Genomic DNA, 18,173 nt, shown 5'->3' with positions numbered 1-18,173 from the left:
GAGTGGGCTAGGGAGCGTGGGTCAGCGGGAGCGGGCCGGGCGGAAGCGGCGGTAGAGGAGGCCGCCGGTGAGGACGAGCGCGGTGCTGCCCGCGAGTGCGGGGAGCGTCAGGTCCGTTCCCGTGTTGGCCAGGCTGCCCACGGACGCCGGGACGGCGTACGGGGGCTGCGGGACGGGGTGGGACTTGACGGGGGCCGACGGCTTCGAAGTGGTCGGCGGCTTCGAAGTGGTCGGAGGCTTCCGGGTCACCGGTGGCGTCGGGGTCGCCGGTGGCGTCGGAGTGACCGGCGGCGTCGGGACGGCCGGCGGCGTCGGGATGACCGGCGGCGTCGGGACGGCCGGCGGCGTCGGGATGACCGGCGGCGTCGGGACGGCCGGCGGCGTCGGGACGGCCGGCGGCGTCGGGATGACCGGCGGCGTCGGGGTCGCCGGTGGCTTCGGAGTCGCCGGTGGCTTCGGAGTGGCGTGCTGGTCGCCGGAGCCGTTGACGGACGTGTTGCCCATGACCGGGTTGCCCACGCCGACGACGTTCGCGGTGTTCCCGCTGACGTTCACCGGCACGTGGACGGGGACCTGGATGTCGTTGCCCGAGATCACGCCGGGCGAGTCCGTCGCCTCACCCTGGGCCGTCGCGCCGCCGGACGTGGCGGATCCGCCCGTCCCTGAGCCGCCGCCGTTCGTGCAGGCGTTGCCCGCCGCGGGATTCAGCAGCCCCACCACGTTCAAGGTGTTGCCGCACATGTTCACCGGCACATGCACCGGGATCTGAACGGTGTTGCCGGAGATCACCCCGGGTGAGCCGGCCGCGGAGCCGTCGGCGGAGGCGCCGCCGGCTGCGAGAGCGGCGGACACCGGCATCGCCACGGCGAGCGCGCCGGAAGCGGCGGCGACGGCGATCACGCGGTTACGGGTAGCCCGTCTCATTGGTTTCCTGCCTTCCAGACATTGCAGCGGGTACTCACCCGCAACTCTTAAAACGCCGGCGAACCATCCGAGTTATGGCTTATCGCGCTTTCACCCCGTTGAGTGACAGTGGTATCGAACCTCATGTAAAGCCGACTAATCATCACTGATATGAACAGAGGCGGCGAAGGGTACGACATCGGGCGCTCTTCCGCTCGCCGGGAGGCGGGCCGTCCGGGGCCCACTTATGGTGATCCGAGGGCGCCGTCCCGGTCCGCAGCGAGCGCCCGGGAGGTGCGATCGATGCTGGTCACGCTGTCCATACGGCCCGCCGTACGGCGCTGCGCCGGTGCGGGTGTCCTCGCCCTGGCGCTGCTCGGGGCCGGGCTGCCCGCGGCGGCGGCCGAACGGCCTCAGCCCGACCTGTCCCGCTTCTACCGGCAGAAGCTCACCTGGGCGCGCTGCCAGGGCCCGGACATGCCCAAGGACCTCCAGTGCTCGAAGGTCACCGTGCCGCTCGACTACGCCCGGCCCGGCAAGGGCACGCTCGACGTGGCACTGGCCCGCTACCGCGCCACCGGCCCGTCGAGGGGCTCGGTGCTGCTGAACTTCGGAGGTCCGGGCGGTCCCGGTGTCAGTTCGCTCGCCGTCGCCGGAAAGCAGTTCATGGACCTGACGAACGGCTACGACGTGGTCACCTTCGACCCGCGCGGGGTCGGCCGGTCCTCCCCCGTGAGCTGCGGCGAGAGCTCCGACGAGTTGTCCACCGCCGCGAACGAGAACCCCGACCTCAACCGTCCGCAGACGCTGCTCAAGCAGTTGCGGGAGACCGCCGAGCAGTGCACCAAGCACTCCGGACCGGTGCTGCCGTACATAGGCACCGTGAACACCTCCCGCGATCTGGACGTCATCCGTCAGGCGCTGGGCGACAAGAAGCTCAACTACCTGGGGTTCTCGTACGGCACTCGGCTCGGCGCGGTGTACACGGCGCAGTTCCCGCACCGAGTGGGCCGGGTGGCCCTCGACGGCGTGGACACCCTGACCGAGCCGCTGTCCGAGCAGGGCATCGCGGGTGCCGAGGGGCAGCAGACCGCGCTGGACGATTTTCTCGGCTGGTGTACGACGGATATCGCATGTCCGTTCGGGCAGGACCGGCGGGCGGCCGGGGACCAGGTCGTCGGGCTCGTCCACTCGCTGGACCAGAACCCGGTGCCGTCGGACGCCGGGGGCACGTTCTCCGGCCAGGACCTGGTGGGAGCCATGGGGCAGGCCCTGTACAGCAGGGATCTGTGGCCGTCGCTGGAGCGCGCGCTGGCCTTGCTGGTCCAGGACGGCGACACGCGGGGCATCCTGGCCTTCTCCACGGGCGGCATGGGCCTGCGGCGCGGCGAGGACAGCCGGCACCGGTCGGACGGCGGGCTGGTCGACGCCCAGAACGTCCCGGCGGACAACCTCTTCGCCTCGCTGATGGCGATCAACTGCGCGGACGACCCGGACCGGCCCACCGCCACACAGATCACCCGGGACCTGAAGGGCCTGCTGGCGGCCTACGAGGAGGCCTCCCCGGTCTTCGGCCGCTACCGGCTGACCCAGCTGCTGATGTGCTACGGCCGCCCCAAGGGCACGGATTTCATCCGGGACCGGGTGAAGAACGTCCACTCGGCGCGGATACTGCTGGTCGGCACGCGCGGCGACCCGGCGACGCCGTACCGCTGGACCGTGGAGACGGCCAGGCGGCTCGGCCCGTCGGCGGTGGTGCTCGACAACAAGGGCGAGGGACACACCGGGTACTCGTCCTCCAAGTGCGTGCACCGCAAGGTCAACGACTTCCTGCTGTACGGCTCCCTGCCCGCGAACGGCAGCTCCTGTCCGGCGGACGGGAACAACTGGAACGCGATCCCGAACACGCCCGAAAGCTGACGGACAGCCGCACGGTGACCGCCGGCCGGGGCCCCGGCCTCAGCCGAGATCCAGCTCCGGGGAGTACAGGTCCAGCCACTGAGCGAGGTCGAGGGTGACTTCCAGGGCGCGCCGGTCGGCCGGGGTCGCGAGCGGGGTGTCGCGCTCGGCCGACCGGCGGACCTTCTCACGGTCCAGCAGCTCGAAGACCCGGTGGCCGGGCCGGGCGAGGAGGTCCTTGGCCTGGCCCTGGAGGGCGCGGGCGTAGCGGGGGTCCTGGGTGGTCGGGTACGGGCTCTTGGCCCGCTCGTACACCGAGCGCGGCAGGAGGTCCGCGACCGCCTCGCGCAGCAGGCTCTTCTCCCGGCCGTCGAAGGACTTCAGGGCCCACGGCGCGTTGTAGACGTACTCCACCAGCCGGTGGTCGCAGAACGGCACCCGGACCTCCAGTCCGACGGCCATGCTCATGCGGTCCTTGCGGTCGAGCAGGAGGCGGACGAAGCGGGTCAGGTGGAGGTGGCAGATCTGCCGCATGCGGTACTCGAAGTCGCTCTCGCCGTCCAGGCGTTGGATGCCGGCGACGGCCGTGTGGTAGCCGTCGGCGACGTACGACTCCAGGTCGAGCGACTTGGCGAGGTCGGCGCGGAGCACGTCGGTGGACTCGCCGAAGCGCCGGCCGGCGCGCACCAGCCAGGGGAAGGTGTCGGCGCGCCGCGCCTCCTCGTCGAAGAACTGCAGGTAGCCGCCGAACACTTCGTCGGCGGACTCGCCGGAGAGGGCGACCGTGGACTGGTCGCGGACGGCGTGGAAGAGCAGCAGCAGCGAGGTGTCCAGGTCGCCGAAGCCGACCGGCAGGTCGCGGGCGCGGATCACCCGCTCACGTACGGCGGGGTCGGCGAGGGAGCGGGAGTCGAGGACGATGTCCTGGTGCTCGGTGCCGGCCAGCCGGGCCACGTCGTGCACGAACGGGGTGTCGGGGGTGGCGCGCAGTTCGTCGGCGACGAAGTTGTCGGTCTGGCCGACGAAGTCGACGGCGAAACTGCGTACGCTCTCGCCCTGTTCGGCGAGCATGCGTGCGGCGAGCGCGGTCATCGCGGAGGAGTCGAGGCCGCCCGAGAGCAGGGTGCAGCGCGGCACGTCGGCGACCAGCTGGCGGCGCACGATGTCCTCCAGGAGCGCGCGCACGGTGGCGATCGTGGTGCCGCGGTCGTCGGTGTGCGGCCGGGTTTCCAGCCGCCAGTACTCGCGGGCGCGCAGGCCCGTGCGGTCGACGGTGACGACGGTGCCGGGTTCGACCTCGCGCATGCCGTCCCACACGGCGTGTCCCGGCGTCTTGACCAGGGCGAACAGTTCGCGCAGGCCGTCCAGGGCCACGCGGGGGCGGACCAGCGGACTGGCGAGGATCGCCTTGGGCTCGGAGCCGAACAGGACGCCGTCGGGGGTCGGTTGGAAGTAGAGCGGCTTGATGCCCATGCGGTCGCGGATCAGCACGAGCCGGTCGTGGCGGCCGTCCCACACGGCGAAGGCGAACATGCCGTTCAGCCGCCCGGCGACCGCGTCTCCCCAGGCGAGGTAGCCGCGCAGGACCACCTCGGTGTCGGAGTCGGTCGCGAACTCATGGCCCAGGTCGGCGAGTTCGCGACGGAGTTCGGTGAAGTTGTACGCCTCCCCGGAGTAGACGAGTGCGACGGTTCCCTCGGGCGTGCGCGCGGTCATCGGCTGGCGTCCGCCGACGAGGTCGATGACCGCGAGCCTGCGGTGACCCAGGGCGGCGGGGCCTTCGGTCCAGGTCCCGCGGTCGTCCGGGCCCCGGCAGGCCATCGTCTCGGTCATCGCCTCCAGGGCGGCGGCCTCGGCGGTCAGGTCGCGGTCGAAGGAGACCCATCCGGTGATGCCGCACATGCGCAACCTCCGCCAAGCAACCAGCTGTATCCAGCACCTATCCGACGTATGTGACGAGCGTCGGTCAGGCGCCGGGGGCGGTCAACTCGGAAACCGGTCAGGGGCGGAAACCCGGCCAGGCTCCCTGCGCGCAACGGATCACAGCTTTTCGGTCACGAACCGGTCCACGGCCGCGGTCAGCTCGGCCGGCTTCTCCACCGGCAGCTCGTGGCCCGCGTCGATGATGCGTACGACCGCGTCCGGATAGGCCTTGGCCATGCGCAGCATCTGCTGCACCGGCAGCTGGATGTCGTGGTAGCCGTGCACCATCAGGGTGGGCGTGCGGATCTCACCGACGCGGTCGAGGACGTCGAAGTCCCGCATGGCGCCGTACAGCGTCATGACGACCTCGCGCGGGGTGTCCGCGGACGAGCGGATGTGTGCGCGGACCTCCTCGCGCGGATAGCCCGGGGCGAAGGCCCGCTGGATGTTGGCCGCGACGAAGAGCTTGAACGGCGCCAGCGTGGAGGCCGCCATGAGCAGGCCCCGGCCGCGGCTGTAGGCCATGCGGCTGATCGAGTTGACCAGCACCATGCGTTCCACCCGCTCGGGGTGGGCGAGGGCGATGGTCTGGGAGATCATCCCGCCCATGGAGTGCCCGACCAGCACGAACCGCTCGACTCCGAGGTGGTCGAGGAGGGCTAGGACGTCCTGCGCCAGCTCCGCGATCGTGCGCACCCCGGCCCCGGTGCTCTCCCCGTGCCCGCGCAGGTCCAGCCGGATCACCCGGCGTCTGGCGGCGAAGTGCGCCATCTGGTGGTCCCAGCGGTGCCGGTTCGCGGTCCAGCCGTGGACGAACACCAGGGGCGTCTCCGCGGCGTCGCGGGGGCCCTCGTCGTCGTACATCAGGCGGGCGCCGTCGAGTTCGAGCTGCGGCATGAGGGCCTCCTGGGGTGTGCGGTGCGGTGCGGTCCGGTTACTGGCGGGTACGCTAGCCTGTCGCGCGCCCTGGCGTCATCGGCGTCCGCCGGAGAAATCGTGGCCGGGGCGACCACCGGACCCTGCGTCCATGGGTCCGGTATCACCCCGAATGCCGGATGGGTGAATCCGCCCTATCGTGCTGTCATGGAGCACGCACTGAGTCCCGCGACCCTTGCCGAACTGCGGCGTCCGCGTCCCTACCCTGCGGTGTCGGTGCTGACCCCGACACACCGCCGCGAACCCGAGAACGGCCAGGATCCGGTCCGACTGCGCAATGTGGTCACCGAGGCCAGGAAGCGGCTGGAGTCCGACCCCTCGGTCACGCGCGAACGGCGCGCCGACGTCGTGGCACAACTCGACCGCGCACTGTCCGAGGTGGATCTGGCACACGCCGAGGACGGCCTCGTGATCTTCGCGGCGCCGGGTGAGCACCAGGTCTGGTCGCTGGCCCGCAGCGTCCCCGAGCGGGTGGTGTTCTCGGACACCTTCCTGACCCGCAATCTGGTCTCCGCGCACGCCGCCGAGCGCCCCTTCTGGGTGCTGTCGGTCTCCGCGGACCGCTGCACGCTGTGGAGCGGCGGCCCCGAGCGGGTCGTGGAGGACCGCTCCGGCGGCTTCCCGAGGGTCCACACCCGGGAGAACTTCGACGCGGAACGGCAGATGCAGATCGGCGACCAGCCGAGCACCTTCCGTGACGAGGGCACACGCCACTACCTGCGCGAGGCGGACATCGCCATGGCCGCCGTCCTGCGCGACCAACCCCGGCCGCTGTACATCACCGGCGAGCAGGCGGCGCTGTCGGCACTGGACGAGGTCGGCAGTGTCGCCAGGTCCGGCGTACAGGTTCCGCACGGGGGCCTCGCCCACGCCGGCCCGGAGGCCGTGTGGCAGGCCCTGCGGCCGGTCCTGGAGGAGGAGGCCCGCAGGGACACCGAGTCCGTCATGAGGGAACTGACCTCGGCACGCGGTCACAAGACCTTCGCGGCCGGGGTGGACGAGCTGTGGCGTACCGCCCGCGAGGGCCGGGTCCGGCTGCTCGCGGTCGAGGAGAACTACCGCACCACCGTCCGCGACCAGGGCGACCACCTCATCCCGGCCGAGCCGGGTGACCTGGACTCCCGCGACGACATCGTGGACGAGATCGTCGAGCAGTGTCTGGAGACCGGCGCCGAGGTCCGCTTCGTGCCCGACGGCACGCTGGGCGAAGAGAGCGGAATCGCGGGGGTGCTGCGGTACTGAGGCACCCCCGGGCTGCACGGAAGCGCCCCCTGGCAGCGCTCCCTCCGCCGCGTACGCTACGGCGTGATCATCGGCGAGAGGGAGCGCACGCATGGGTGACCTGCTGGGTGTGGCCGTACTGGGTGCCGGGCACATGGGCGCCGACCACATACGACGTCTTGATGAGGCGGTGAGCGGCGCCAGGGTGGTCGCCGTGGCCGATCCTGAGGCCGACCGGGCCGAGGAGGCCGTGGCGGGCCTGGACGGGGTCGCGGTGCACACCGACCCGCTGGCCGCGCTCGACGCGCCCGGCGTGGACGCCGTACTGATCGCCTCCCCGGGCCCCGCACACGAGGAGGCGCTGCTCGCCGTCTTCGACCGTGGACTGCCGGTGCTGTGCGAGAAGCCCATGGTGCCGGACTCCACCGGCGCGCTGCGGGTGCTGGAGGCCGAGGCACGGCTCGGCCGCCGGCTGGCCCAGATCGGCTTCATGCGCCGCTACGACGCCGAGTACCGGCGGCTCAAGGCCCTGTTGGACGGGGGAAGCCTGGGCCGGCCGCTCATGCTGCACTGCACCCACCGCAACGTCTCCTCCCCCGCCGACTTCACCAGCGAGATGCTGATCAACAGCTCGGTCGCGCACGAGATCGACGCTGCCCGCTGGCTGCTCGGGCAGGAGCTGACGGCGGTGACCGTGCTGCGTCCGGCGTCCTCGGCGGGTGCGCCCGAGGGCCTGCTCGACCCGCAGTTCGTGCTGTTCGAGACCGAGCAGGGCGCCCTGGTCGACGTGGAGGTCTTCGTCAACTGCGGCTTCGGCTACCAGGTGCGCTGCGAGGCGGTGTGCGAGGCGGGCAGTGCCCGGATCGGCGACGAACACACCATGGTGGTCACCCGCCGGGGCAGGGCCGCCGAGGAGGTGGCGCAGGACTACCTCGTCCGCTTCGCCGACGCCTACGACCGCGAGGTGCAGGCCTGGGTCGACGCCACGCGGCGCGGCCGGGTCACCGGCCCGAGCGTGTGGGACGGCTACGCCTCCGCCGTCGTCGCCGAGGCGGGGGTCCGGGCGCTGGAGACCGGCGGCCGTGCGGCCGTCGAACTCGCCCCGCGCCCGGACTTGTATGCCGAGGTCAGCCGCTGACGCTGGCCGCGCCCGTCTCCAGGTGCCCGGTGAACCGGCGCGCCCAGGTCGCGTCGGAGTCGACGGTCACCGTGAAGTCGTACCAGCCGTCCTGGTAGGCGACAGCGTTGAAGAAGTCCTCCGTCGAGGCGCCCGCCGCGACGGTGTACGTCCAGGGGCCGTCGCTGCGGTAGTGGTTCGAGGTGATCGTGAACTTCACCGCCGAGGAACCCGAGTTGGTCATCTTGAAGTAGATCGCGAGCTTGCCCGTGCCGGGCTCCACGGCATAACGGGTGCTCACCTCCGCCGACTTGCCGGCCTTGGTGGCGTCGCCCTGGAAGCGGCGCAGGAAGCGGTTGGGGCCGACCATGGACAGGTCGTACTTGCCGCCGCCGAAACCGATGCCGATGTTGAAGTAGTCGGAGCCGGTGCCGCCCGCGTCGACCGTGTACTGGTACGGCGTGGTGTCGCGGTAGGCGTTGGGGTGGATGGAGAAGTGGGCCGCGCGGGTCGCCGCGGCGCCCTGGTTGGTCATGGTGAACCAGGCGAGGATCTTCCCGGCGGCCCCGAACTCCAGGTGGTCCAGGTAACCGTTCGGCTGGTACGGCAGCGCGCGGGCCGGGCGGTTGCCGGCCTCCTGGGCGGGCAGCGCGTTGTTCGTCGGCACCGGGTTGGGCAGCGGGCCGCAGGTGCTGAGGCCGATGACGCCGGTCGCGGGCAGGGACACCGTGCCGTAGACCGGGTTGGCGAAGTCGAAGACGCGGGTCAGGTCGCCGCTCACCTTGCGTCGCCAGTCACTGACGTTGGGGCAGGCCGTGGGCTTGCCGATCGCCGTGGTCCACGTCTCCAGGAAGCGCAGCACGGAGGTGTGCTCGAAGACCTCGGAGGAGACCCAGCCGCCGCGCGTCCAGGGCGAGATGACGAGCATCGGCACGCGGAAGCCGAAGCCGTAGGGCACCCCGTTGAGAAACTCGCCGGCGGTTCCGGCGGGCGGCGCCGGAGGCGGGACGTGGTCGAAGAAGCCGTCGTTCTCGTCGTAGTTGAGGAACAGGACGGTCGAGTCGAACACGTCCGGGTCGGCGGCGAGGGCCTGGTAGACCAGGTTGACGAAGTGGGCGCCGTCGCCGGGCGGGGCGTAGGGGTGCTCGGAGAAGGCCTGGTTGGGGACCACCCAGGAGACCTGCGGCAGGGTGCCCGCGACGACGTCGGCCTTGATGGCGGCGGCGATGTCGTCCGGGGTGGAGCCGGTGACCGTGGGCACGGAGGACATGCCCCGGTCGTACAGCGGGTTGCCGGGCTGGGCGTTCGTGAAGTTCTTGAAGTAGGCACAGCCGTTGTCGCCGTAGTTGTCCGCGGCGTTCTGGTAGACCTTCCAGCTCACCCCGGCCGCCTGCAGCGCCTCGGCGTAGTTCTGCCAGGTCAGTCCGGACTCCGAGCCGCCGTCGTAGCTGGCGGAGTCGACCTTGCCGCTCCACAGGTACGTGCGGTTCGGGCCGGTGGCGCTGAGCGCGGAGCAGAAGTAGGCGTCGCAGATCGTGTAGTTGTCGGCGAGCGCGTAGTGGAAGGGGATGTCCGAGCGGTCCAGGTAACCGAGTGAACGCACGTTCCCGACGCCGGAGACCCAGCTGTCCATGCGGCCCTTGTTCCACGCGGAGTGCTGCGAGGACCAGGAGTGCGGCAGGTCGCCGTTGCACTGGGCGAGGGTCTCGCCGTCCTTGCCGCCCGCGGCTGGGGTCGCGCTGAGCTTCCACGGGTACTGGCGGCCGAGCCCGTTGGGCTGGTTGAAGACCGAGTGGCCGCCGCTCAGGGTGATGCCGCTGCGGTCGTCGAAGCCGCGGACGCCCTTGAGGCGGCCGAAGTAATGGTCGAAGCTGCGGTTCTCCTGCATGAGGATCACCACGTGCTTGACGTCCTGGATCGTGCCGGTCGCCGCATTCACGGCCGCGTTCGCCGTCCGCGCGCCGACGCCCAGTGCAGCGCCCGCCGCCACGGAGGCACCGAGCCCCACAAAACCCCTTCGACTGATCGGTGTCATTCGCCCCGTCCTCGTCAGCGGAGTGCCCGTGCGGCACACCGCGCGCAAGGGTGCACGGGCCGGCCGTCGGGGGCCATACCCGTGCGGTGAGGCAAAGATGAACAATATTCAAAGTCGTGCCCGGGCCGTCCCGTACCCGCTCACACCCCGCCGAACAGGGCGCTCAGCCCGCGCTCCACGACGTCCGCCACGTCCTCCTGCCCGGCCGCCACCACGGTGTAGGTGCGCAGCAGGAAGCGGCGCAGCGAGGAAGTGGAGAACTGCAGCACGGCGAGTCCGTACGGCGAGTGGAACTCCAGGACCGTGCGGGTGCCGGCGTACGGCCAGATCTGCACGTCCCCGTGTCCGGCCGGGGCGCGCAGCCCCTGGTCCAGCAGGGCGCGTGCGAAGGTCCAGGTGACCTCCTCGCCGTCGAGGGCCGCCTCGGCGGGGAAGTCCACGAAGACGGCCAGCGGGTCCCCGGTGGTGTAGCGCAGCGTCGCCGCCACCGGGATCTCCTGGTCCTCGGCGGCGATGAGCCGGGCGTAGGTGAGTTGCTCGATAATGGCGTCCATGCTTTTAGGAGTCCGCGGAGGCCGTTCGAATGACGCCAAATCCGGACAGAGTTCGGTGCGTGACGCACGGCCGAACGGCAGCACTGAACACATTCGCGTCGAACATGCGATTGAGTGCTACGCCGAGAGCCGCACGGATGGGTGAACTCCCGTAGTTCGTCTACGACTTGATGCCGCAGACGCGTACGTCATCCGTACTCTGAAATCGCTCCGGGAAGACTCTGGCATATGCCGGAAGCACCACCGTATCGTGTGTTGCCAAATCCCTTACAGGGCGTCGCGGGCTGTGCAACAGTCGTAACGGTTCTCCTCGTCCTCCCTGGCCGTACCGTCCCCCATCGGAGTGCGTCATGCCGTCCCCAGTCTCCGCGGACCGTCCGTCCGCCCAGCCGCCCGAACGCGGCTCGGTCGAGGCGTTGATATCGCAGACGCGGCGGCTCAAGGTCGACGTGCATGCGGTACGACAGGACGCGCAGAGCGACGGTGCGGACCCGGAGGAACGCTGGCAGCGCGCGCTGTGCGATCTCGCCCTGCATCAACTCGAGGATCTGGACGCCCACTTGGCGCAGTTGCGGGACGGCCTGACGTCCGGGCCGCAGGCCCCGGCCGAGTTCACCGACCCGGTCGCCGACCTGCCCGTCGTACGGCCCGCCCCGGCCGGTCCCGCGCCGGGCTCCCTGCTCAGCCGCGTGGGCAGCGCGGAGTGGAACCTGCTGACGGACGAGGTGAGTTGGTCCGGGGAGCTGTACCAGATCCTCGGGCTCGACCCGGCCGGTCCCGCCCTCACCCTGGACGAACTGCCCTCCGTGGTCCTGGAGCAGGACCGGCCGAAACTGACCGCGATGGTGACGGACTGCCTGGTCGACGCGAAGCCCATCGACGGCGAGTTCCACGTCGTCCGGCCCGACGCCTCCGTGCGGACCGTGCACATGATGGGCGAGCCCGTGCTCGGCACCGACGGCAGCACCACCTCGATGTGGGCGGTCCTGCGGGACGTCAGCGAACTGCGCCGCAACCAGCGGACGGTGCGCGAGACCCGTGACTCGTTGCAGCGTCAGCGCCGGCAGGAGCAGACCGAGCACAGGCTCGCGGCCGAACTGCAGGAAGCCGTACTGCCGCCGTGGCGCGGCTCCCTGCGGCTCCCCCGTCAGGGCCCGCACCGCCTCGACCTGGCCGCCCACTACCTGCCGGCCGCGACCGACGCGCGGATCGGCGGCAACTGGTACGACGTGCTGGAGCTCACCGACGGCGACACCCTGCTCGGCGTCGGCGACCTCACCGGGCACGGCGCGGCCGTCGCCTCGGGCATGGCCATGCTGCTCGGGGCCGTGCGCGGCATGGCGATGGCCGGCGCCCAGCCGGGCCAACTCCTTGTCATGCTCAACCAGTTACTCGACTCGACCGTACAGCCCGCCCTCGGCAGCGCCGTCTGCTGCCGCTACCAGCCGGCGAGCCGCACGCTGGTCTGGGCGCAGGCAGGACACCCCGCCCCGCTGCTGTACCGCGACGGGACGGGGCGGCTGCTGGACGCGCCGACGGGCGTCCTGCTCGGCGCCACCTCGGGCGCCGACTACGGGCAAGCCGTTGAGCTCCTTCAGCCGGGTGACCTCCTCCTGCTGTACACGGACGGGCTGGTGCACGGGGACAGGTCGACAGCCGCCACGGACCGCCTGCAGGCCCTCGCCCCGCACCTGGGTACGGCGCGCACCGCGCAGGACTGTGTGCGGACGGTCGTCGAGGAGTTCAGCGGTACCGAGCGCGCGGACGACGCCTGCCTGCTCGTCGCCCGGGTGATCGACTGACGGCACCACCTCGGACAACCCGACGGCACCGCCTCGGACTGCAGCGCGCAGGCCCCCTATGCCCGTGCGCTGTTGTCGCCCTTGGCCCTCGGCTTGGGCAGGGCGAGCCTGATCTCCTCCCGCAGTTGGTGGATCTTCGGATATCCGGCGTACTCGGCGGTGAGCCGGTACATCTGGCGCAGCCGGTCCCAGGTACGGCGCGAGGAGTTCGAGCCCATCGACATCAGGGCCAACCGTGCGTAGCGGTCGGCCTGTTCGGGGTCGTCGGCGATGAAGCAGGCTGACGCCATGGACAAGTGGTCGAAGATCTTCGACCGCTCCCGTCCGTCGACGCGCAGCGCCAGCGCCTTCTCCGCGAAGTGCTGGGCGTGCGAGGCGGCGCCCGGGTCGAACTCCGCCAGGGTGCGGTAGGCCAGGGCCTGCATGCCGTACAGGTCCTCGTTCTTGAAGGTCTGCATCCAGTCCGGCTGTTCGTCCTGGCGCTCGGAGACGAAGAGGTCCTCCGCCTGTCCGAGTGTGCGGCGCATCGCCTGGCCTTTGCCCATCGACGCCTGCGCCCAGGCCTCGATGGTGTGGAACATCGCCTTCGTACGCGGCTGCAGATGCCCTCCCGAACCCTCCTGGGCGAGCTTCATCAGGTCCAGCGCGTCGTCCGGCCGGCCGAGGTGCACCATCTGACGGGCCGCCCGGGAGAGGGCTTCTCCGGCGCGGGGCCGGTCACCGCCCTCGCGGGCGGCATGGGCGGCGATGACGAAGTACTTCTGGGCCGTGGGCTCCAGGCCGACGTCGTGTGACATCCAGCCCGCGAGTACGGCCAGGTTGGCCGCGACGCCCCACAGGCGCCGCTGGAGATGAGGTGGGTGGTGGTAGGCGAGCATGCCGCCCACTTCGTTGAGCTGGCCCACGACCGCCTTGCGCTGAAGCCCGCCCCCGCGGGCCGCGTCCCAGGCACGGAACACCTCGACCGAGCGCTCCAGTTCCTCGATCTCCTGCGATCCGATGGGGGCGGCCTCATAGCGGTCGAACCCAGCGGGGTCGGCATGCAGGGGGTCGTCGAGGACAGGGGCGTCGGCCTTCAGGGCCGGGTCGGTGTGCAACCAGTCGTGCATGGCGCTGCTGAGTGTGGATCCCGCGGCGAGCGCGGCACCCGCGCCCACCAAGCCGCGTCGGTTGAGCATGAGGTCCATTCCCGTGAATTCGGTGAGGACCGCGGCGGTCCGTTCGGGCGCCCATGGCACGCCGTCGGGATGTACGTCGATCCCGCCGCCCTGCCGTTTCCCTGCACGCCCGTGCCGCACCAGACCAAGGTCCTCGATGGTCACGACACGGCCGAGTCGCTCGGTGAACAGAGCAGCCAGCACCCGCGGCACGGGATCGCGCGGGATCTCTCCCATGTCGATCCACCGTCGGACCCGAGAGGTGTCGGTCGACAGCTGGGGGTGGCCCATGGCCGCCGCCTGCCGGTTGACCAGCCTCGCGAGTTCGCCCTTCGACCAGCCGGCCAGGCCGAACAGGTCCGCAAGGCGGGTGTTGGGTTGTCCGCTCACGTCAAGCCCCCAGGTTCTCGGCTGAGTTGACAGTAGCCGGGTGGAGGTTGCCGAGCGACTATTCGCCACGGTTCGCCAGGGTGCGCCAGATGGTGTGCCACTGGGCATCGGGTGTCAGGTAGGAACGCGCCACCCCGACCCGGTCGCCAGTTGTGATGACGGGGCATTCCCCAGGGTGCACCCGGGCGGCCGGGCCGGGTGGGCGCCCACGCTCGGACCATGCGCGCGAAGCATGGACCGAACGCCTGGACGTACAGGCAGGCACCGCAGGCACACGAAGGGATCTGTATCTCCCATGTACGCAGCATCGTCCTCCGTGTCCGCCCCGCCCCGGCCGCTGCGTTCCCGCCCGGCGGACAGCGGTCCGTACCTCGATCCGGCGGCGCGGCCCGCGGCTCCCGTGCTGGGCGTGGGCCGCCCGCGGCGCGTTCCGGGGCAGCCAGGCCCCCAACCGCTCAGCGGGAGACTCGATTTGTCCGGCCCCCAGGGCACGCAGCTGCGCGCCGCGATCGCCTCGGTGCAGCGCATCTGCCCGGAGTTCGCTCCGGTGCAGGTGCTGCGCCGCAGCGGGCGGTCCGTCCTCCTCATCGGAACGACGGGACGCAGCACGGCCGTCGCCAAGTGTCTCCTCGACCACTCGCCCACCTGGGCCGAGCGGATCCGCCACGAAATAGCTGCATACCGCTCGTTCGTCAGGCACCGGCCGCCGGTCCGGGTGCCTCGGCTGATCGCAGCGGATCCGGACAACTGCACACTGGTCATCGAGCGCATGCCGGGCCGGGTGGCCGCCCTGCAGCGGCATCCGCTGGAGGCCCCGCCCCGCGCCGACATCCGGGCCGCGCTCGGCGCCATCTGCCGGCTGAACGCCTGGCGGCCCCCGGCGGGCACCTTCGACATGCCGCTGGACTACGCGGAGTGCATCTCCCGGTACCACGAGCTGGGCCTGCTGACCGACCGGGACCTCGGCGACCTGCAGAAGCTGCTGCACGGCATCGCGCACGCGGCGGGCCGCCAGGGCATGCTGCAGTTCTGCCACGGCGACGCGCTGCTGTCGAACATGCTCCTCTCCCCCGCCGGTCCCGTCCTGGTCGACTGGGAGCACGCCGGCTGGTATCTGCCGGGGCACGACCTGGCGACGCTGTGGCTGGTCCTCGGTGACGCGCCGGTGGCCCGGAAGCAGATCAGCCAGATCGCCCAGTCAGGGGGCCCGGCCGCCCGGGACGCCTTCCTGGTGAACCTGATGCTCCTGCTCACCCGGGAGATCCGTACCTACGAGACGGCCGTGCAGCGTTCGATGCACGACTCGGCCCCGGCGGCACAGGGCACGCCCCATCCTGGTGCTGCGCCGTCCGGCGAGGAACAGCGGCTGCTGCTCAGGCGGCTGCACGACGACTGCCAGCTGGCCCGCAAGGCGGTGCGCGCGGCGGTCGGCACTCGCTGACGGGGACGAAGGTCCGCGGAGCGCCAGAGCTGCGGCGCACCGCGGACCTTCGTATGTGCACGCGCACCACAAACGTTCACAGGGACCCGGGGGTTACGCCCACAGGTGTACGCCACTGACGCCCCGCAGGCCCGGCCACCGCCGCCGCGAAACTCGCCGAAACCCTCCATGACGTGGGAAATCATCGCCCTGAAGGCATCATTGACGGATCGTCGGCAAGCCGGTACCACTGACCCAGTTCGGCGCCGCTCGCCCCGCCACGCCCGCCCGTCACAGGAGGCTGCATTGCGAGGATCCGCCACCGACCCCACGTCCAGGCCCGGTCACAGACATCTGAGGGCGACCGCCGGCACCTTCGCCTCCGCGGCCCTGCTGCTGCCACTGCTCGGCGCGGCCCCGGCCCAGAGCGCCACCGAGACCTCCACCGGCCGGCTCCAGCAGGCGTTCGCCACCGCGGCGGCCGAGTACCACGTCCCGCAGAGCGTCCTGCTGGCCCTCTCCTACCTCCAGTCCCGCTGGGACGCCCACGCCGGCGCGCCCAGCGTGACCGGCGGCTACGGCCCGATGCACCTCACGGACGCCCGGGCCGCGCTCGCCACAGCCGAGCACTTCGCCGAGGGCAGCGAGGACGCCCGCGGCGACGCGGCCCGCGCCGCCCTGCACCCCGACCCCGACCTCAAGGTGCCGGCCGAGTCCACGCTCCCGGCCCGCCTGAAGACGCTGCCGAAGGCGGCGGAGCTGACCGGCCTGTCCGCCGAACAGCTGCGCACCGACCCGGTGGCGAACGTGACCGGGGGCGCCGCCCTGCTCGCCGACGCACAGAAGGAACTGGGCGAACCGCTGAGCAACGACCCGGCCGAGTGGTACGGCGCGGTGGCCCGCTTCTCCGGTGCGGACGACTCGGCGACCGCGGCGGCGTACGCGAACGACGTCTACGACGTCCTGCGCACGGGTGAGGAACGCACCACGGACGCGGGCCAGCTGGTCGCCCTGGCCGCCCAGCCCGGGCTGAGCCCCGACACCGCCCAGCTGGCACGGGCGGGCCTGCGCGCGCCCCGCACCGACGGCACCGAGTGCCCCGCATCGGTGTCCTGCGAGTCGGTCCCGGCGCCGTACGCCGAGTTCGGGAACGACGACTACGGCAACCACGACCTCGGCGACCGGCCGGTGTCACAGGGCATCAAGTACATCGTCGTCCATGACACGGAGGGCACCTGGGACGGGGTGCTGAACCTGGTCCAGGACCCCACCTATGTGTCGTGGAACTACACCATCCGTTCCACCGACGGTCTGATCGCCCAGCACGTCAAGGCGAAAGACGTGGCCTGGCACGCGGGCAACTGGTACATCAACGCCAAGTCCATCGGCATCGAGCACGAGGGCTTCCTGGCCAACCCGGACGCCTGGTACACGGAGGCGATGTACCGGTCCTCGGCCCGGCTGGTGAAGTACCTGGCCGATACCTACGGCATCCCGCTGGACCGGCAGCACATCCTGGGCCACGACACCGTGCCCGGACCGACGGCCGGCTCCATCCCGGGCATGCACACGGACCCCGGCCCGTACTGGGACTGGCAGCACTACTTCCAGCTGCTCGGCCACCCGTTCAAGCGGACCGGCCGCAAGGACGCCGACCTGGTCACGATCCTGCCGGACTACGACGCCAACCGGCCCACGTACACGGGCTGCACCACCGCGGGCGAGCCCTGCACGGTCCACGGCTCCACCGACGTGCGGCTCTACTCCGACCACGACGCGAACGCGCCGCTGATCAAGGACGTCGGGCTCCGCAGCGACCCGACCACCGAGGTGAACGACCTGTCCTCGCGGGTCTCCACCGGCCAGCAGTTCGCGGTCGCGGACCGCTGGGGCGACTGGACGGCCATCTGGTACCTCGGGCAGAAGGCCTGGTTCCAGAACCCGCCCAAGGAGCCGACGGCGGTGGCTGCCTCCGGCCGCGTGGTGACCCCGAAGGACGGCCTCACCAGCATTCCGGTGTACGGCCGCGCCTACCCGGAGAAGGACGCCTACCCGGCGGGGGTTCCCGCCCAGTCGGTGGTGCCGCTGCCGTACACCCTCCCGGCCGGGCAGAAGTACGTGGTCGGCGACGAGGTGCCGGGCGAGTACTTCTACGCGGTCACCTTCACCACCGACTCGCACCGGGTCGTCGTCGGCAAGGACCTGTACTACGAGATCCAGTACGGCCACCGGGTCGCGTTCGTACGCGCCGCGGACGTCCGCCTCGAAGGCGCGGCCGGCTAGCGGATCATCTCTCAGCCCTGCTGGAAAAGCTCCGCCGGGAGCGGCTTCAGCAGGGCGTAGAGGTCGTCGGTGATGGGGCGGTCCCAGGCGGCGATGGTCACGAGGACGCCGTCGCTGCGGTCGAACTGCACGCAGGAGATCCGGCTCTCGGACAGCTTCAGGCGCCGCACGATGAGCAGGTTGTCGCCCTGGAGGACGGGGGTGTCCTCGGTGCCGACGACGGTGACCTCCTCGTCGTTCTCCAGTGCCAGCAGCAGCTGCCCCACCTCGAAGGGGATCTCGCCCTCGACGACGTCCCGGGCCGGGGAGCCCTCGGGCAGGTTGCCGATGATCATGGCGGGGCCGCGGCCACCGAAGAGGTCGTAGCGCAGGAAGACACCCTGGCAGGTGCCGTCGGGGGCGGGCAGCAGGCCCGCGCCGAGGTTGCCCGGCCAGTCGCCCGGGTCCATGGCCAGCACGTCGAAGTCGGGTCCGGCGGGAGTGGCGCTGCGGCGGCGGAGGAACGACATGCGGCCATGGTACGTGCCCGCGCG

General features: G+C 71.2%; 13 protein-coding genes. 6 read left to right on the top strand and 7 right to left on the bottom strand.

The window, feature by feature from the left end:
• Positions 1-21 precede the first annotated feature (21 nt).
• Positions 22-900: a chaplin gene (locus ACWD35_RS20625; protein WP_451352723.1), complete on the bottom strand. Its 879-nt coding sequence runs from the start codon at positions 898-900 to the stop codon at positions 22-24.
• 306 nt (positions 901-1,206) lie between these two features.
• On the opposite strand from ACWD35_RS20625, the gene ACWD35_RS20620 reads away from it, so the two are divergent.
• A complete protein-coding gene (locus ACWD35_RS20620; protein ID WP_451352722.1) occupies positions 1,207-2,823 on the top strand; it encodes an alpha/beta hydrolase in 1,617 nt (538 codons plus the stop codon).
• Between the two features lie 39 nt (positions 2,824-2,862).
• Here the strand turns inward: ACWD35_RS20620 and asnB are convergent, their stop codons facing one another.
• The gene (gene asnB, locus ACWD35_RS20615; protein WP_451352721.1) at positions 2,863-4,704 is read right to left on the bottom strand and encodes an asparagine synthase (glutamine-hydrolyzing); all 1,842 of its coding nucleotides are present in this window, start codon (positions 4,702-4,704) and stop codon (positions 2,863-2,865) included.
• A gap of 138 nt (positions 4,705-4,842) precedes the next feature.
• Positions 4,843-5,622 carry an alpha/beta fold hydrolase gene (locus tag ACWD35_RS20610; RefSeq protein WP_451352720.1) on the bottom strand — a complete coding sequence of 260 codons (780 nt, stop codon included), beginning with the start codon at positions 5,620-5,622 and terminating at the stop codon, positions 4,843-4,845.
• A 186-nt stretch (positions 5,623-5,808) separates the two neighbouring features.
• On the opposite strand from ACWD35_RS20610, the gene ACWD35_RS20605 reads away from it, so the two are divergent.
• Together ACWD35_RS20605 and ACWD35_RS20600 are read left to right on the top strand one after the other, a co-directional pair.
• Entirely contained in the window at positions 5,809-6,903 is a 1,095-nt protein-coding gene (locus ACWD35_RS20605) for a baeRF3 domain-containing protein (protein WP_451352719.1), read from the top strand.
• Positions 6,904-6,994: 91 nt separating this feature from the next.
• Positions 6,995-8,020, top strand: coding sequence for a Gfo/Idh/MocA family protein (locus ACWD35_RS20600; protein ID WP_451352718.1), 1,026 nt, complete (start codon positions 6,995-6,997; stop codon positions 8,018-8,020).
• Here ACWD35_RS20600 and ACWD35_RS20595 read toward each other — a convergent pair.
• Positions 8,010-10,034 carry a phosphocholine-specific phospholipase C gene (locus ACWD35_RS20595; RefSeq protein WP_451352717.1) on the bottom strand — a complete coding sequence of 675 codons (2,025 nt, stop codon included), beginning with the start codon at positions 10,032-10,034 and terminating at the stop codon, positions 8,010-8,012. The two genes, ACWD35_RS20600 and ACWD35_RS20595, sit on opposite strands and share 11 nt — an antisense overlap.
• Positions 10,035-10,174: 140 nt before the next feature.
• Complete coding sequence (locus ACWD35_RS20590) at positions 10,175-10,588, bottom strand: SsgA family sporulation/cell division regulator (RefSeq protein WP_451352716.1); 414 nt, start codon at positions 10,586-10,588, stop codon at positions 10,175-10,177.
• A 350-nt stretch (positions 10,589-10,938) separates the two neighbouring features.
• Here ACWD35_RS20590 and ACWD35_RS20585 point away from each other — a divergent pair, with 350 nt between their 5' ends.
• Positions 10,939-12,390 carry a PP2C family protein-serine/threonine phosphatase gene (locus ACWD35_RS20585; protein WP_451352715.1) on the top strand — a complete coding sequence of 484 codons (1,452 nt, stop codon included), beginning with the start codon at positions 10,939-10,941 and terminating at the stop codon, positions 12,388-12,390.
• Between the two features lie 56 nt (positions 12,391-12,446).
• Here ACWD35_RS20585 and ACWD35_RS20580 read toward each other — a convergent pair whose 3' ends face one another.
• Complete coding sequence (locus tag ACWD35_RS20580) at positions 12,447-13,937, bottom strand: DNA-binding protein NsdB (protein ID WP_451352714.1); 1,491 nt, start codon at positions 13,935-13,937, stop codon at positions 12,447-12,449.
• 295 nt (positions 13,938-14,232) lie between these two features.
• Between ACWD35_RS20580 and ACWD35_RS20575 the strand changes: the two genes are divergently transcribed.
• Together ACWD35_RS20575 and ACWD35_RS20570 are read left to right on the top strand one after the other, a co-directional pair.
• The gene (locus ACWD35_RS20575; RefSeq protein ID WP_451352713.1) at positions 14,233-15,378 is read left to right on the top strand and encodes an aminoglycoside phosphotransferase family protein; all 1,146 of its coding nucleotides are present in this window, start codon (positions 14,233-14,235) and stop codon (positions 15,376-15,378) included.
• A 285-nt stretch (positions 15,379-15,663) separates the two neighbouring features.
• Positions 15,664-17,640 (top strand): N-acetylmuramoyl-L-alanine amidase, encoded by a 1,977-nt coding sequence (locus ACWD35_RS20570; RefSeq protein WP_451352712.1) that lies wholly within the window; start codon positions 15,664-15,666, stop codon positions 17,638-17,640.
• 11 nt (positions 17,641-17,651) lie between these two features.
• On the opposite strand, the gene ACWD35_RS20565 is transcribed toward ACWD35_RS20570, so the two are convergent.
• The gene (locus ACWD35_RS20565; RefSeq protein ID WP_451352711.1) at positions 17,652-18,149 is read right to left on the bottom strand and encodes a hypothetical protein; all 498 of its coding nucleotides are present in this window, start codon (positions 18,147-18,149) and stop codon (positions 17,652-17,654) included.
• Between the last annotated feature and the right edge of the window lie 24 nt (positions 18,150-18,173).

The sequence above is a fragment of the Streptomyces sp. NPDC002671 genome, from assembly GCF_053592475.1.
The sequence above is the reverse complement of the archived record's forward strand: the minus strand, read 5'-3'. Positions and strand labels throughout refer to the sequence as shown.

What these genes read in the sequence shown, in the direction of transcription:
- ACWD35_RS20610 (WP_451352720.1), bottom strand. Translation starts at nt 5,622, where the DNA reads ATGCCGCAGCTCGAACTCGACGGCGCCCGCCTGATGTACGACGACGAG.
- ACWD35_RS20600 (WP_451352718.1), top strand. Translation starts at nt 6,995, where the DNA reads ATGGGTGACCTGCTGGGTGTGGCCGTACTGGGTGCCGGGCACATGGGC.
- ACWD35_RS20595 (WP_451352717.1), bottom strand. Translation starts at nt 10,034, where the DNA reads ATGACACCGATCAGTCGAAGGGGTTTTGTGGGGCTCGGTGCCTCCGTG.
- ACWD35_RS20620 (WP_451352722.1), top strand. Translation starts at nt 1,207, where the DNA reads ATGCTGGTCACGCTGTCCATACGGCCCGCCGTACGGCGCTGCGCCGGT.
- ACWD35_RS20585 (WP_451352715.1), top strand. Translation starts at nt 10,939, where the DNA reads ATGCCGTCCCCAGTCTCCGCGGACCGTCCGTCCGCCCAGCCGCCCGAA.
- ACWD35_RS20605 (WP_451352719.1), top strand. Translation starts at nt 5,809, where the DNA reads ATGGAGCACGCACTGAGTCCCGCGACCCTTGCCGAACTGCGGCGTCCG.
- ACWD35_RS20565 (WP_451352711.1), bottom strand. Translation starts at nt 18,149, where the DNA reads ATGTCGTTCCTCCGCCGCCGCAGCGCCACTCCCGCCGGACCCGACTTC.
- ACWD35_RS20590 (WP_451352716.1), bottom strand. Translation starts at nt 10,588, where the DNA reads ATGGACGCCATTATCGAGCAACTCACCTACGCCCGGCTCATCGCCGCC.
- ACWD35_RS20575 (WP_451352713.1), top strand. Translation starts at nt 14,233, where the DNA reads ATGTACGCAGCATCGTCCTCCGTGTCCGCCCCGCCCCGGCCGCTGCGT.
- asnB (WP_451352721.1), bottom strand. Translation starts at nt 4,704, where the DNA reads ATGTGCGGCATCACCGGATGGGTCTCCTTCGACCGCGACCTGACCGCC.